Annotated in this window: 13 protein-coding genes; 5 read left to right on the top strand and 8 right to left on the bottom strand. The window is 66.9% G+C overall.

What is annotated here, in order from left to right; genetic code table 11:
- Positions 1 to 161 precede the first annotated feature (161 nt).
- Together PSR88_RS14510 and styD are read right to left on the bottom strand one after the other, a co-directional pair.
- Entirely contained in the window at positions 162 to 1,277 is a 1,116-nt protein-coding gene (locus tag PSR88_RS14510; RefSeq protein WP_011595525.1) for an NDMA-dependent alcohol dehydrogenase, read from the bottom strand.
- A gap of 40 nt (positions 1,278 to 1,317) precedes the next feature.
- A complete protein-coding gene (gene styD, locus PSR88_RS14505; protein ID WP_016882275.1) occupies positions 1,318 to 2,805 on the bottom strand; it encodes a phenylacetaldehyde dehydrogenase StyD in 1,488 nt (495 codons plus the stop codon).
- Positions 2,806 to 2,975: 170 nt separating this feature from the next.
- On the opposite strand from styD, the gene PSR88_RS14500 reads away from it, so the two are divergent.
- Both PSR88_RS14500 and PSR88_RS14495 read left to right on the top strand, forming a co-directional pair.
- Positions 2,976 to 3,641: a helix-turn-helix domain-containing protein gene (locus tag PSR88_RS14500; RefSeq protein ID WP_005255983.1), complete on the top strand. Its 666-nt coding sequence runs from the start codon at positions 2,976 to 2,978 to the stop codon at positions 3,639 to 3,641.
- A gap of 92 nt (positions 3,642 to 3,733) precedes the next feature.
- On the top strand, positions 3,734 to 4,309 hold the full coding sequence (locus tag PSR88_RS14495; RefSeq protein ID WP_009475605.1) for a cupin domain-containing protein: 576 nt from the start codon (positions 3,734 to 3,736) through the stop codon (positions 4,307 to 4,309).
- Positions 4,310 to 4,379: 70 nt separating this feature from the next.
- Here the strand turns inward: PSR88_RS14495 and PSR88_RS14490 are convergent, their stop codons facing one another.
- Entirely contained in the window at positions 4,380 to 5,732 is a 1,353-nt protein-coding gene (locus tag PSR88_RS14490) for an ammonium transporter (protein ID WP_011595522.1), read from the bottom strand.
- 201 nt (positions 5,733 to 5,933) lie between these two features.
- On the opposite strand from PSR88_RS14490, the gene PSR88_RS14485 reads away from it, so the two are divergent.
- A complete protein-coding gene (locus tag PSR88_RS14485; RefSeq protein ID WP_016882276.1) occupies positions 5,934 to 6,485 on the top strand; it encodes a HutD family protein in 552 nt (183 codons plus the stop codon).
- A gap of 45 nt (positions 6,486 to 6,530) precedes the next feature.
- Here PSR88_RS14485 and PSR88_RS14480 read toward each other — a convergent pair whose 3' ends face one another.
- Genes PSR88_RS14480 through PSR88_RS14460 form a run of 5 tightly spaced genes read right to left on the bottom strand, consistent with a single transcriptional unit; the run spans position 6,531 to position 9,998 of the window.
- Positions 6,531 to 7,106 carry a TetR/AcrR family transcriptional regulator gene (locus PSR88_RS14480; RefSeq protein WP_016882277.1) on the bottom strand — a complete coding sequence of 192 codons (576 nt, stop codon included), beginning with the start codon at positions 7,104 to 7,106 and terminating at the stop codon, positions 6,531 to 6,533.
- Positions 7,103 to 8,101, bottom strand: coding sequence for a heme-dependent oxidative N-demethylase family protein (locus PSR88_RS14475; protein WP_016882278.1), 999 nt, complete (start codon positions 8,099 to 8,101; stop codon positions 7,103 to 7,105). Before PSR88_RS14475 ends, PSR88_RS14480 begins: the two co-directional genes overlap by 4 nt.
- Positions 8,098 to 9,075, bottom strand: coding sequence for a PDR/VanB family oxidoreductase (locus PSR88_RS14470; RefSeq protein WP_016882279.1), 978 nt, complete (start codon positions 9,073 to 9,075; stop codon positions 8,098 to 8,100). The genes PSR88_RS14475 and PSR88_RS14470 overlap by 4 nt, the downstream gene beginning before the upstream one ends.
- Positions 9,072 to 9,608 (bottom strand): dimethylamine monooxygenase subunit DmmA family protein, encoded by a 537-nt coding sequence (locus PSR88_RS14465; RefSeq protein WP_011595517.1) that lies wholly within the window; start codon positions 9,606 to 9,608, stop codon positions 9,072 to 9,074. The genes PSR88_RS14470 and PSR88_RS14465 overlap by 4 nt, the downstream gene beginning before the upstream one ends.
- A 6-nt stretch (positions 9,609 to 9,614) precedes the next feature.
- Positions 9,615 to 9,998, bottom strand: a complete 384-nt coding sequence (locus tag PSR88_RS14460; protein ID WP_009475598.1) for a cupin domain-containing protein — start codon at positions 9,996 to 9,998, stop codon at positions 9,615 to 9,617.
- A 313-nt stretch (positions 9,999 to 10,311) separates the two neighbouring features.
- Here PSR88_RS14460 and PSR88_RS14455 point away from each other — a divergent pair, with 313 nt between their 5' ends.
- Together PSR88_RS14455 and glnT are read left to right on the top strand one after the other, a co-directional pair.
- Positions 10,312 to 11,505: an NAD(P)/FAD-dependent oxidoreductase gene (locus PSR88_RS14455; protein ID WP_011595516.1), complete on the top strand. Its 1,194-nt coding sequence runs from the start codon at positions 10,312 to 10,314 to the stop codon at positions 11,503 to 11,505.
- A 45-nt stretch (positions 11,506 to 11,550) separates the two neighbouring features.
- Complete coding sequence (glnT, locus tag PSR88_RS14450; RefSeq protein WP_016882280.1) at positions 11,551 to 12,912, top strand: type III glutamate--ammonia ligase; 1,362 nt, start codon at positions 11,551 to 11,553, stop codon at positions 12,910 to 12,912.
- Positions 12,913 to 12,927 lie beyond the last annotated feature (15 nt).

Genomic DNA, 12,927 nt, shown 5'->3' with positions numbered 1-12,927 from the left:
CCACGGTATCAATGTGCTCCGCCGAGATTGAGAACGACCACTCCCGAGACGACGAGACCGGCGGCAATCGCGGCAATCAGGAACACGTACGGCATGGGGACAGGGAACCATGCCGGGAGCGGAGAGGCGTGCAGCGCCCCACCGCTCCCGACTGTGCCGATCTACGAATACATGATGACGCCGCGGACGTTCTCGGCCTTCCGCATCGCCTCGTAGCCGTCGTTTATCTGATCGAGTGTGTATGTCCTCGTGATCATCTCGTCTAGCTTCAGCTGACCCTCCATATACAGGCGCAGCAGATGAGGGATGTCGAACCGGATGTTCGCGTTGCCGAACCACGCCCCCTTGAGGGTCTTGCGCATCGCCGTCAGATCGAACAGGTTCAGATCGACGTCGTTCTGCGTGACGTCGCCGACCGACACGTGGACGCAGGTGCCGCCCTTGGCCACCAGGCTCATCGCCGGGGCGATGATGCGGCCACTCGCATTCGCGACGGTGATGAGCACCTTGTCGGCGAGCTGGCCCCACGTCAGATCCTGGAGGAGGGGGAGCGCCTCGTCGATGCTCGCCGCGGTGTGGGTCGCGCCGAAGATCTTGGCCTGCTCCCGCTTGAATTCCGCCGGGTCGACGACCACCACGTGCCGGGCCCCGGCGAGCGCAGCACCCTGAACCGCACCGCACCCGACGCCGCCCATGCCGATCACGACGACGGTCTCACCGGCCTGGACGCCGGCCGCATACACCGACGACCCCCAGCCGGTGGTGACGCCGCAGCCGACCAGCGCCGCCTTGTCGAGGGGGATGTCCTTCGTGATCTTGACGCACGAAGCCTCGTTGACCACCGTGTACGGCGAGAACGTCCCGATCAGGCACTGGATGGCGGCGTCCTTGCCGCGAACGTGGTGCCGGGCCGTGCCGTCCGAGATCTGCCAGCCCTCGAGCAGGTGGGCTCCCAGGTCGCAGATGCTGGACTGGCCGGTCGCGCACTGCCGACATCGGCCGCACGCGGGGATGAATCCGAGGGCGACGTGATCGCCCTTCTCGACGCTGGTGACACCGGGCCCGACCTCGAGCACGACGCCGGCGCCCTCGTGGCCACCGATGAACGGGTAGTACTCGAGCGGCAGGCTGCCGTCACGGACATGTTCGTCCGAGTGGCACATTCCCGACGCCGCCAACTGCAGAAGCACTTCACCGTGCTTCGGCGGGTCGAGTTCCAGTTCTTCGATCTGCCACGGCTGACCGGGCTCCCACAACACTGCGGCCTGGGTCTTCATAGGTCCTGCTCCTGTCCGACGACGTCGATGCTGTGGGCGATCAGAGGATGATCGTGACGACCTTCTCCTCGGTGTTGGCTTCGATTCCGGCCCAGCCGAGTTCGCGGCCGGTGCCGCTGGTCTTCATGCCGCCCCAAGGCAGGGCCGGGTCGATGGGTGCCCAGCCGTTCACCGCGACCGCCCCGGCGCGGACCTTGCCGGCGAGGGTGTGGGCGTGGGAGACGTCGCGGGTCCAGATGGAGGCGGCGAGCCCGTAGTCGGTGGCGTTGGCGATCGCGATCGCCTCGTCGGTGGTGTCGAACGCGATGACGGTGCCGACGGGTCCGAAGATCTCTTCCCGGGCGATCTTCATGTCGTTGTTCGCGTCCGCGAAGATGGTCGGCTGGACGAAGAATCCGTCCCCGTCCGGGCGGCCACCGCCGGCGACGACCCGGGCGCCCTCGCTGCGTCCGGCCTCGATGTAGCCGAGGACGGTGTCGCGCTGCTTCGCGTTGACCAGGGCGCCCATCGTGGTGGCCGGGTCGAACGGGTCGCCGAGGACCTGTGCGGACGCGGCGGCGGCGAGACCGTCGACCACCTGCGAGTACAGCGACCGGTGCACCAGGATGCGGGTGCCCGCGGCACACACCTCGCCCTGGTTGAAGAACAGTCCCATCGCCGTGCCGTTGATGGCGGCCTCGAGGTCGGCGTCGGGGAGGATGATCTGCGGGGACTTGCCGCCGAGTTCGAGGGTGGTGCGCTTGAACGTGTCGGCGGCGCGCTTGGCGATGATCCGGCCGACGCGGGGGCTGCCGGTGAAGCTGATCTTGTCGACGCCGGGGTGGCCGGCGAGCGCGTCGCCGGCGACCTCGCCGAGGCCGGGCACGATGTTGACGGTGCCTGCGGGCAGTCCGGCCTCTTCCAGCAGCGTCGCGAGGTGCAGGATCGACAGCGGTGCGTCCTCCGGCGGCTTGACCACCAGGGTGTTTCCGGCGGCCAGCGCCGGGGCGATCTTCCACGCGGAGATCATCAGTGGGGTGTTCCACGGGACGATCGCGCCGATCACGCCGACCGGTTCACGGACGGTGTACGAGTGGGTGGGCTGGCCGAAGTAGCCGGCGGTGGGGATGGACTGGCCGGTGATCTTGTCGGCCCAGCCGGCGAAGTGCCGGAACGTGCCCGCGGCCATCGGGATATCGAGCATGGTGGGCTGGCCGACGGGCTTGCCGACGTCGAGGGCCTCGAGCCGGGCCAGGATCTCGCCGTCGCGTTCGATGAGATCGGCGACCTTGTTCAGGATCCGTCCGCGGGCGGCACCGGGCAGCGATCCCCATTCACCGTTCAGCTGGGTGCGGGCGGCGCGGACCGCGTCGTCGATGTCCTGCGCGGTTCCGGCGGACACGTCGACGAGCGGCTTGCCGGTGGCCGGGTTCAGATCCGTGAACGTTCCGCCGTCCGACGCCGGGCGCCACTGTCCGCCGATGAACAGCTGCGTAGCGGCTCCATCAGGAAGCCCTGTGGCACTGACGTTCTCGTGTACTGCGGTCATAGCGTCAACTCTCCCGGTGGTGTTGTGATGGCTGTCACAAGCATGCGGGCGCGGGCGCGGCGCCGTCTTGCACGCAAGCGCACGGTTGTTGCTCGTATGCGCACCGATTCGCCGTCCGGCGTGGTGAGTCGCGGTTTCCTGACAGTAAACGGCGCTGCTACGATGCGGACGTGACCACTCGACCCGAGACCGAGGTCCACCGCGACACGGGAGACCCCGCCCCCGTCGAGCGTGAGGTGCCGTCCGATACGCCCACCGGGCCCGATCTCGAAAAGGTGATCGCCAGGCAGGTGCGGTCGCTCCGCAAAGCCAGTGGACTCTCCGTCGGAGACATGGCGGCCAAGGTCGGAATCTCGAAGGCCATGCTGTCCAAGATCGAGAACTCGCAGACCTCCTGCAGTCTGTCGACGCTGGCGCGTCTGGCGGCCGGACTCGACGTGCCCGTCACCTCTCTGTTCCGGGGCGCCGACACCGCCCGCGACGCCGTGTACGTCGAGGCGGGCCACGGTGCGGTCATCGTCGGGCGAGGCACCCGGGTGGGCCACCACTACGAACTGCTCGGCGCACTGCGTGGGCAGCACAAACGACTCGAGCCGGTGCTGGTCACGCTCACCGACTCCAGCGAGACGTTTCCGCTGTTCCAGCATGCCGGCACCGAACTGCTCTACATGCTCGAAGGCGTCATGGTCTACGGGCACGGCGAGGCCGAGTACACGCTGCGACCAGGAGATTCGCTGCTTCTCGACGGTGAAGGTCTGCACGGTCCCAACGATCTCGTGCGGTTGCCCATCCGCTTTCTCGCCGTCACTGCCTACCCCGATCACCACGAGGACTGACGGCGGTATCGGGATTTCGACCTTCCTCCGCCTCCACACCGGGCGTAGAGTGGCGGTTGGTTCGAAAGGTCGTGGTTACGGTGATAGCGACAGTGCAGATAGCGTCCGACGTCCAGTCCGCGCTGCCCTTCGACCGCCTCGAGCCGGTTCACCTGGCCACCGCGGGCACGATCGGTGTCTACTATTTCGACTACGGCACCGATGCGCGAATGAACTCGGATGATCTCGGCGACTTCTACGTCGTTCAGATCCCGCTGTCGGGTACGGCCCGAATTACTTCTGGCGCAGAGGAGTTCGATTCGACCATGTCGGTCGCGTCGATTCTGCAGCCGGGACGCTCCGCCACCATGCAGTGGCACGAAGGGCAATCTCAGCTGATCATCCGGCTTGCGCGCCGAAGTCTCGAGGAGCACTTGCAGGAAATTCTCGGGAGCACACTCGGTGAACCGCTGAGATTCGAGCCGCAGATGGAACTCGGAAGACCCGCGATCCGCGGGTGGCGTGAGTCGGTCGAACTTCTGGAGCACGAAGTGGCGAATCATGCCGCGATTACCGCAGATTCGGCCGCCATGGAGGAGTTCGACACGATCGTGCTGAGTCAGTTCCTGTCCGCTCAGCCGAACAATTACAGCGCGAGGCTTCGGAGTCTGGCTCAGAGCCTGACCTAGCTGGGCACACCAGTGGCCCTGCCCCGCTGAGTGCTGCGGGGCAGGGCCATTGTCTGTGTCGGGCGCGGAATCAGGCCTTGGCAGGGTCCGCAGCCCTGGTCGTGATCGCTTCTGCGCCGAGAACCGCGTCGGCGCCGTGCTTGGAGGCGCCGGTGAGGCCGACGGCATCGAGTACGTAGGCCGTCTCGCCGTGGACGGACACGTCGAGGCCGTCGTATTCGCTGTCCTGGTCGGCGCGAATGCCCATGAATTTCTTCAGTGCGAGGACGATCACGAGCGTGACGACGAAGGAGTACGCGAGAACGGCTGCCACGGCGACACATTGGCGCCACAGGACGTCGACGCCACCGCCGTAGAAGAGTCCCGCGGCGCCGCTGGGAGCAGCCGGATCTGCGAGGAAACCGATCAGAACGGTACCGAGGATGCCGCCGACCAGGTGCACGCCGACGACGTCGAGTGCGTCGTCATAGCCGAGCCGGTACTTCCAGGAGACCGCGAAGCAGCAGACCGCGCCGGCCGCGCCTCCCACGACGAGCGCGCCGAGGGGTGAGACGGCCCCACAGGCCGGCGTGATGGCGACCAGCGCCGCAATCAGACCCGACGCGGCGCCCAGCGACGTGGCGTGGCCTTCGCGCAGTTTCTCGACGACGAGCCAGGCGCAGATACCGGCGCACGACGCGGCGACCGTGTTGAGGATGACGACGGATGCACTGTTTCCGGCGGACAGAGCCGAGCCACCGTTGAACCCGAACCAACCGAAGAACAGGATCCCCGCGCCGAGCATGGTCAGGGGAAGGCTGTGCGGGCGCGGCGAGACGGGGAATGTCTTGCGCGCCCCGAGGACCAGGACGACCGCGAGAGCGGCCACGCCGGCATTGATATGCACGGCCGTGCCGCCGGCGAAGTCGACGGCGCCGAGCGTGTTTGCGATCCATCCACCGATCACCGACCCGTCCTCGGAGTCGAACGCGAACACCCAGTGGGCGACGGGGAAGTAGACGAACGTGGCCCACAGTCCGGCGAACACCATCCAGGCACCGAACTTCATCCGGTCGGCCAGCGCTCCGGAGATGAGCGCGACGGTGATGCCGGCGAACAACAGCTGGAATCCGGAGACCAGCGCGGGCGGGAGTCCGGGTTCGGCGGGGGCCTCCAGCAGCGAGCTGGAGCCGAAGTACTCGAGGGGGTCGCCCAGGACGCCGAGACCGCCGAGGGAGTTACCCAGCACGGCGGAGTAGCCGAACACGATCCACAGGACGCCGACGACGGCGAACGCGCCGAACGTCATCATGGCCATGTTGAGGGTGTTGCGCACGCTGACCATTCCGCCGTAGAACATGGCCAGACCGGGCACCATGAGGCTCACTGCCGTGAAGGCCGCCAGAATCCAGGCGGTATCGGCCGCAGCGACTGCTTCGTTCATAGTCGTCCACCTTGATCGAAGATGGCGTGACACCTGTAGTGTCCGCCTTTGGGAATCAATGTCTAGTGACAGTGAACCAAAGCGGAGATTGCGGAAATAGTTCGCCGCGTGACAACTACGTAACGGAATTCGGTGTGCGCCTGCGTATCGTTTTGTGAAAAACAGTATCGTGACAGTGGACTTGCTAGGTAAGGAGAAGGAGTGACCACAGGTCGCGAGGCCCACATCGTCCGGCGCTCGGATCGCCGGACCATCCCGTGGGCCAACGGCGCGGGCACCACTGCGGAGATCGCCGCCGGTGCCGCGTCGCGGTGGCGTTTCAGCGTCGCGACGCTCGAGGCGAGCTCGACGTTCTCGCCGTTTCCCGACATCGATCGGATATTCACGGTGATCGGCGACCATCCCGTGTCACTCGACTTCGGCGGCGTCCCCACCCTGATTCCGCGCCTGAGTCCGACGGCCTTCGCCGGTGAGCGCAGCCCCGACTGCGTGGCGGAAGGTCCGACCGAGGCGTTCAACGTCATGGTCCACAGGTCCACCACCGCGGCGTCCGTGGACATCGTCGACATCGGAGCGGCGCAGGACGTGACAGCCGACGGGCGGCTGGCCGTCCTCGTCCTGGTCCTCGGTGGGCGGCTCACGACGGACCTCGGTCCCGTCGAGCCGGGCGACTGCCTCCTCGTCGAGCGGGGATCGGTGCGGCTGTCCGGGCAAGCGTCGGTCGTGGTGGCGAAGATCCTCGCCCGCACGTGAGTGGCAAAGCGTGCCGGGGCACACTTTGCCACTCACGTGCGGGGACTACCTCGCGGTCGACAGGATTCGGCGTAGCCGCTCGATCGCGCGCTCGGTCGCGGGACGATCCTTCGCGACGAGCTGGTGCATGATGAATCCCTCGATCGCCGAGTACACCAGCAGGGTCAGGTCTTCGTCGGCGGTGATGCCCAGCCGGGTCAGTGCCTGCGACGTCGCCTCGATGTACGTGGCGTACAGCAGTTTCACGTGCGGGTCGAGGCGCGGGGTCCGCCGGGACTCGAGCATCAGCTCGTACTGGAAGACCTGGAGGTCGGGGTCGCGGGCGACGAGGTCGGTGAGGTGCTCGACGAAGTTGTCGAGCGACGAGCCGGCGGCGATGTCGGCGAAGACGCTCGCGCTCTTGTCGAGTGCGTAGCGGAGCGCGGCGTCGAGGAGGGCGTCCGTCGACCCGGCGCTGCGCAGGACGGCCTCGTCCGAGACGCCGGCCTCCCGGGCGACGGCCTGCATCGTCAGCCCACGCAGGCCGTCGCGGGCGATCACGGAGACCGTCGCGAGAACGAGGTCGAGAGCCACCTGATCGCTGTGGGGCGCTGCCCGCCGCCGCCCGTCGGTGAGCGTCACGGTTCCACACTCCCGTGGTTCAGCAGCCATCTCATGCCGGGTTCCCGGGTACGACTGATGCCCTTGTATTCCGCCATGTCCACCGGAAGATCCTCGAGCACCCGGTACAGTCGTTCGCCCCATTCCGGAACGGTCGCGACGTCCCGGAACGGAAGCAGATACGTCCGGATCAGGAACATGACGGCGCCCGAGTGAGCGAGCCGGATGAGATGCTGCACTTCGGTTCTCAGGAACAGGCGGTCCCCGACCTCGTCGAGCGGGCCGTCGGCGAGGGTGCGCCGGTCCATCCCCCACTCGGGGTAGGTCTCGGTCGATGTGTCGAGTTTGCCGTCGACGGTCAATGTCCAGTTGGTGCGCCGGTAGCTCTGGCCGGGCTCGAGCCGCATCAGGAAGTTGTGTGCGCGGGTGATGATCTTCTCGCTGTGAATACGCGGGACGGGGCCGTGGATCTCGAGGAAGCTCATGCCCACGTCGAATCCGAATGACCAGTCGGCCGCGAAGGTCACCAGTCCGGCGTCGCCCCACAACGCGCCCTCGCGCTGGTCGAGGAGCACGACGTCTTCCTGGATCTGGCCGCAGATGTACACCAGCGGCGGCGCCGGCAACGTGTCGAGGTCGCCGAACACGAAGGTGTGCTCGATGCCGAGAAGGTCGTTCTTCCAAAACCACCCGTCTTCGCGCCGCTCGAGGGTCACGGTGTCGGGGTATTCGTCGGCGAGGGTGCGCATCAGCGTGAGCATCGCGTCCCAGGCGGCGGGGACCATGTGGGGCAGGCATTGGTGCCGCGACGGATCCTCCGCCAGGATGCGCTCGCGTTCGGCGAGTTCCCGGTGGTAGTGGGCGTCGATGGCGATGCGGGTGTCACCCCAGCTGCCGGCCACGGTGTCGGTCGAGTGTCCGGCCGGCTCGACGTTGGTGCTGTAACGGTACTGGTCGCGGGGAAAGGGGAAGGGAAAGCGCATGATGTGGTCGGCACGCGATTCGGTGGTTGTCACAGATCCAGCTCCAATCGGTCTCCTGCGGAACGTGATACGCACGGCATGATCGAATCTCCGCAGGCCTTCTCCTCGTCGGTGAGGAACAGGTCGCGGTGTTCGATCTCGCCGCCGCGGACCGACAGCCGGCATTCGCCGCACACACCCTGCCGGCAGAGGTTCGGGACGTTGATTCCCTTGTCCAGCAACGCCTCGAGGAGGGTGGTCCCCGACGGCACGGGAACGATCATTTTGGTGCGCCCGAGCGTGGCGGCGAAGGGCGCACCCTCGGGCAGCGGGCCCGCACCGAACGCCTCCGAGTGCACGCGCCCCGGCGGCCAGCCGCAGTCGCGGGCCCACTCGGCCACCGCCGCGATCATCGGCGCGGGCCCGCACGTGTAGATGTGGGTGCCGAGTGGCTGGTCCGCCAGTGTGGGAATGAGGCGGTCCGCGAGTTCTTCGGGCGCCGAGACGGTGACCAACCGGTCGCCGCACAGCGCCGCCAACTCGTCGGCGTGCGCTCCCAGTTGATCGCGAAAGGAGTAGATCACTTCGAACGAACGACCCCACTCGAGGGCCGCCCGGACGTGCGACAGGATCGGCGTGACGCCGATTCCACCCGCGATCAGGAGGTGGTGCCGCGCAGTGAGCGCGGGAGCGAATGCGCTGCGCGGAAGGCTCACGCGGATGCGCTGATCCGGCTGGAGGTCGTGGAGCCAGCGCGAACCGCCGTGGCCGTTCTCGTCGAGCCGGACCGAGATCGCGTAGTGGTCCGGCTCGATCGAGGGGCCGGTGAGCGAGTAGGAATTGTGCCGACCCTCGGCCCAGGTGACGGCGATGTGGCTGCCCGGGGTGAACGACGGCAGGGTGCGGCCCGCCGGGTCCGCGAGCACGATGTGCCGGATGCCCGGGCACAGCAGCCGTGCCTCGCGCACTGTCAGAGTGAGCCCTCCGGTGATGCTCTCGCCCGCAACTGTTTCGAGTGCCGTGGTCATGGAAGTTCCTCCGAGTCGGCTCGATATCCCAGGTAGGCGCTGTGGCGCCGGGAGTAGTGGTAGTAGACGGTGAGTTCGGCGGAACAACCGCCGCACGGCGCGCGGCCGCCGATGGCTACCGGCACCGAGGACGACGTGGTGTGGCAGTGCGCGCAGAACACGTCGCGCACCGGGGCGTCGGGGTGGGGCATCGCGGCGATCTCGGCGGGCAACGCGCCCGCGGAGATCAGCCGAGAACGCACCGCCCCCACCATGTGCTCGGGGCCCGCCACGACGAACCGCCACCCGATGCGCGCCTCGGACAGCAGTTCGCCGAGACCGCCGAACCCGGATCCGGCCGCGTCGTCGACGATCACCGTGCGAGTGGGAACGGGCGCCACGCGCTCGGACAGCGCGCGGAGGACCTGCGCGCTGACCGAACGCTCCGCGACCAGTACGTAGCGGGTGACGAGAGCGCCCGCTGCGAGGTCGTCGACGGCCGAGTAGTCGGATCGCCACCGGGGGACGCTGGTCGACCTCATCGATACCGCCATCGCGGATCAGGGAGCGAAGGAACGGTGGCCGACGAAGTAGGCCAGCGCGCGGTCGGGGGTGGTGAAGCGGATACGCGAACCCTTGGGGAAGAAGATCGCGTCCTTCGCCTTCGCCACCTCGACCTGGCCGGTGTCGAGGTTCTCGAGGGTGAACTCCCCTTCGAGGACGACCTTCATCTCGTCGTAGGCGTAGTAGTAGTCGAGCGGGGCGTCGGTGCGCTGGAGTTCGAAGTAGCCGGCCGACATCTCCGATCCGTCCGGGTTGGCGAAGACGTCGTCGATGTATCCCTTGGTGCCCGGGTACTCCGAGACCGGCATCTGAGGCAGGTTCTCGTGGAATCCGGCGGTGACGCGGAACGGGACGGCGGTGGGCTTGTCGGTCGTGGTCATGGGATCTCCCTGAAGGCGTGGGGACTGAGTTCGCAACCTCCTCGGTATGAAACGAGGAGTAGCAACAGGAAACCACAAGGCATATTTCGATGACGTAAATCAATGCGGCGGTGCTGAAAACATGCAGATCAGCACAGTGATCGATGTTCAAAGCGCATATGAGTGGCGGGATTTGGTGATGCACCAACAACGTTGCTGTAACACGATCGACATAGTGGAACTGTTTCATAATGAACAACAGCGATTCATGAGGTGAAACGAACCGCTACCCAAGCCGCAGCGCCCGAACATCCGGCCGAATGAAGGAAGCAACGTGACACAGACAGTAAAGTTCGTGATCGTCGGTGGGGGACTCGAAGGTCTCGCCATCGCCTGGTCGCTTGCGGACCGCGGCGAGACCGATGTGCTGGTCCTCGAGCGTGACACCCTGTGCTCGGGCATGACCGGAAAGTCCAGTGGCGTGGTCCGGTGCCACTACGGGACGCCGTCGCTGGCGGCGATGTCGTGGTACGGCGTCGACATCTTCACCAGGGCCACCGAGATCTTCGGCGACGACATGGCGTTCCGGCAGTGCGGGTATGTCGTCGGCGTCGGCGAGAACAACATCGACCCGCTGAAGGCGAACGTCGCGATGATGCAGGGCCTCGGTATCGACGTCGACTACATCGGCCACGACACGATGGCCGAACTGTGGCCGGGGCTGCACCTCGACGACTTCGCCGCCTTCGCGTACGAGCCCCTCGGTGGCCGCGGTGAGGCGTACATGGCGGGCATGGCGTTCGGTGCATCGGCCCGCAAGCTGGGCGTCAGAATCCGTCAGAGCACGCCGGTGGCATCGCTGCTGCAGAACGCGGACGGCCGCGTCTACGGGGTGACGCTCGCCAACGGCGACGAAGTGCACGCGGAGCAGGTGATCCTCGCGACCGGTCCGTGGGCCCCCGAACTCGGCGCCGGCGTCGGTGTCGACATCCCGGTCAAAGCCCAACGGGCACAACTCGTCCTGATCGATCAGGGTGTTCCGACGCCGGAGGTGCCGGTGCTGTCGGACCTGGCCGGCCTGCAGTACATCTGCCGCGAGCCGAACGGCGAACTGCTGGTCGGCAACAGCGACCACGCCGCGCCCGAGTACATCGACCCCGACAAGTACAGCAACCGCGCGGACGACAGCACCATCGAGAAGAACATCGGCAAGCTCGGGAACCGTCTGCCCGACATGCCCGACCCGCGGATCACCTCGAGCTACGTCGGCGCGTACGACGTGACGCCCGACTACAACCCCATTATCGGGCCCGCACCGGTCGACGGACTGTTCCTGGCCACCGGGTTCTCCGGTCACGGTTTCAAGATCTCGCCGGCGGTCGGCCGCCTGGTCGCCGACATGCTGCTCGACGACGGCAAGACCGGCCTCCCGAACGTCGAGCCGTCCGACTTCCGCTACTCACGCTTCGAGGAGGGCGACCTCCTGTTCAGCCTGCACCCGTACGAGGGCGCCGGCGAGATGCGCTGACCCACAGACCCCCTCACCCGTAGACCACCAGTTCAGGAGCTACCCATGGCTGTCGACACTGCCGACGCGTTCACCGCGCAGAACATCGTGACCACCCCACCGCAGACCTTGTCCGAGGTGGCCCGGGCCACCGGAACCACCTTCATTCTCGCCCTGTTCGTGACGCTGTCCGGCAAGCCGTGCGCCAAACTGGTCCCGATCGAGGCCGTCGAGCAGCTTCAGGACGACGGCGTGGGCTTCGCCGGGTACGCGGCCGGGCACATGGGGCAGGAGCCCAAGGACTCCGATCTCGTTGCCGTGCCCGATGTCTCGTCGTTCACGCCGATCCCGTTCGTGAAGCCCGGATTGGCGATCGTGCACTGCGACCCGCACGTGGAGGGAAAGCCCTGGCCGTATGCGCCGCGGGTGATCCTGAAGGAGACGCTGAGGAAGGCGTCCGATCTCGGCTTGTCCGTCAACGTCGGCGCGGAGATCGAGTACTTCCTCGTCCACCGCACCGGGGACGGCGCCCTCACCACCGCGGACACGGCCGACGTCAGCCGTCAGCCGTGTTACGACGCCCGCGACGTCACCCGGATGTACGACCATCTGACCGAGGTGTCCGCGGCCATGAACGCGCTCGGGTGGGGCAACTATGCCAACGACCACGAGGACGGCAACGGGCAGTTCGAGCAGAACTTCGACTACGCCGACGCCCTGACCACCGCCGACCGGGTGATCACCGCCCGGTACCTGCTGTCGGTGATCGCCGAGAAGCGTGGCATGAAAGCCACGTTCATGCCCAAACCCTTCTCCGATCGCACCGGTTCCGGCATGCACCTGCACCTGTCGCTGTGGAACGACGCCGGTTCGGTGTTCCCGGACGGCGACGATCCCAAGGGGCTGGGACTGTCGAGGACGGCGTACGCGTTCATCGCGGGAATCCTCGAGCACGCGTGCGCGCTGCAGGGAGTGATCGCGCCGACCGTCAACTCGTACAAACGCACCGGGGCCACGTCCACCAGCAGCGGTGCCACCTGGTCGCCGCGCTACGCCACGTACGGCGGCAACGACCGCACCCACTACCTCCGGGTTCCGGACAGGAACCGGGTGGAACTGCGCGGCGGCGACGGCTCGGCCAACCCCTACCTCGCCGCGGCCGCCGCCATCGCCGCCGGCCTCGACGGCATCGAACGGGATCTCGACCCCGGCACCCCCGGCTCCGGCGACAGTCCCAGCGACATGCTGCCGATGACGCTGCTGCACGCGATGGACGCCCTGGAATCGGATCCGGTCGTCACGGGCGCCCTGGACATCGCAGGCCCCGGGGTCGCCGAGTACTTCGCGAAACTCAAGCGCGAGGAGTTCTTCGCCTGGCACAACACCGTCTCCCCCTGGGAACTCGACCACTACCTGACAGCGTTCTGAACGACCTCCCGAAAG

The sequence above is a fragment of the Rhodococcus sp. DK176 genome, assembly GCF_038447315.2.
GTDB lineage: Bacteria > Actinomycetota > Actinomycetes > Mycobacteriales > Mycobacteriaceae > Rhodococcus_F > Rhodococcus_F jostii_A.
This window is presented reverse-complemented; position numbering and strand designations above follow the sequence as displayed.

Coding starts and splice junctions, on each gene's coding strand:
- PSR88_RS14460 (WP_009475598.1), bottom strand. CDS start 9,998: ATGACCACGACCGACAAGCCCACCGCCGTCCCGTTCCGCGTCACCGCC.
- PSR88_RS14490 (WP_011595522.1), bottom strand. CDS start 5,732: ATGAACGAAGCAGTCGCTGCGGCCGATACCGCCTGGATTCTGGCGGCC.
- PSR88_RS14465 (WP_011595517.1), bottom strand. CDS start 9,608: ATGGCGGTATCGATGAGGTCGACCAGCGTCCCCCGGTGGCGATCCGAC.
- glnT (WP_016882280.1), top strand. CDS start 11,551: ATGGCTGTCGACACTGCCGACGCGTTCACCGCGCAGAACATCGTGACC.
- styD (WP_016882275.1), bottom strand. CDS start 2,805: ATGACCGCAGTACACGAGAACGTCAGTGCCACAGGGCTTCCTGATGGA.
- PSR88_RS14510 (WP_011595525.1), bottom strand. CDS start 1,277: ATGAAGACCCAGGCCGCAGTGTTGTGGGAGCCCGGTCAGCCGTGGCAG.
- PSR88_RS14470 (WP_016882279.1), bottom strand. CDS start 9,075: ATGACCACGGCACTCGAAACAGTTGCGGGCGAGAGCATCACCGGAGGG.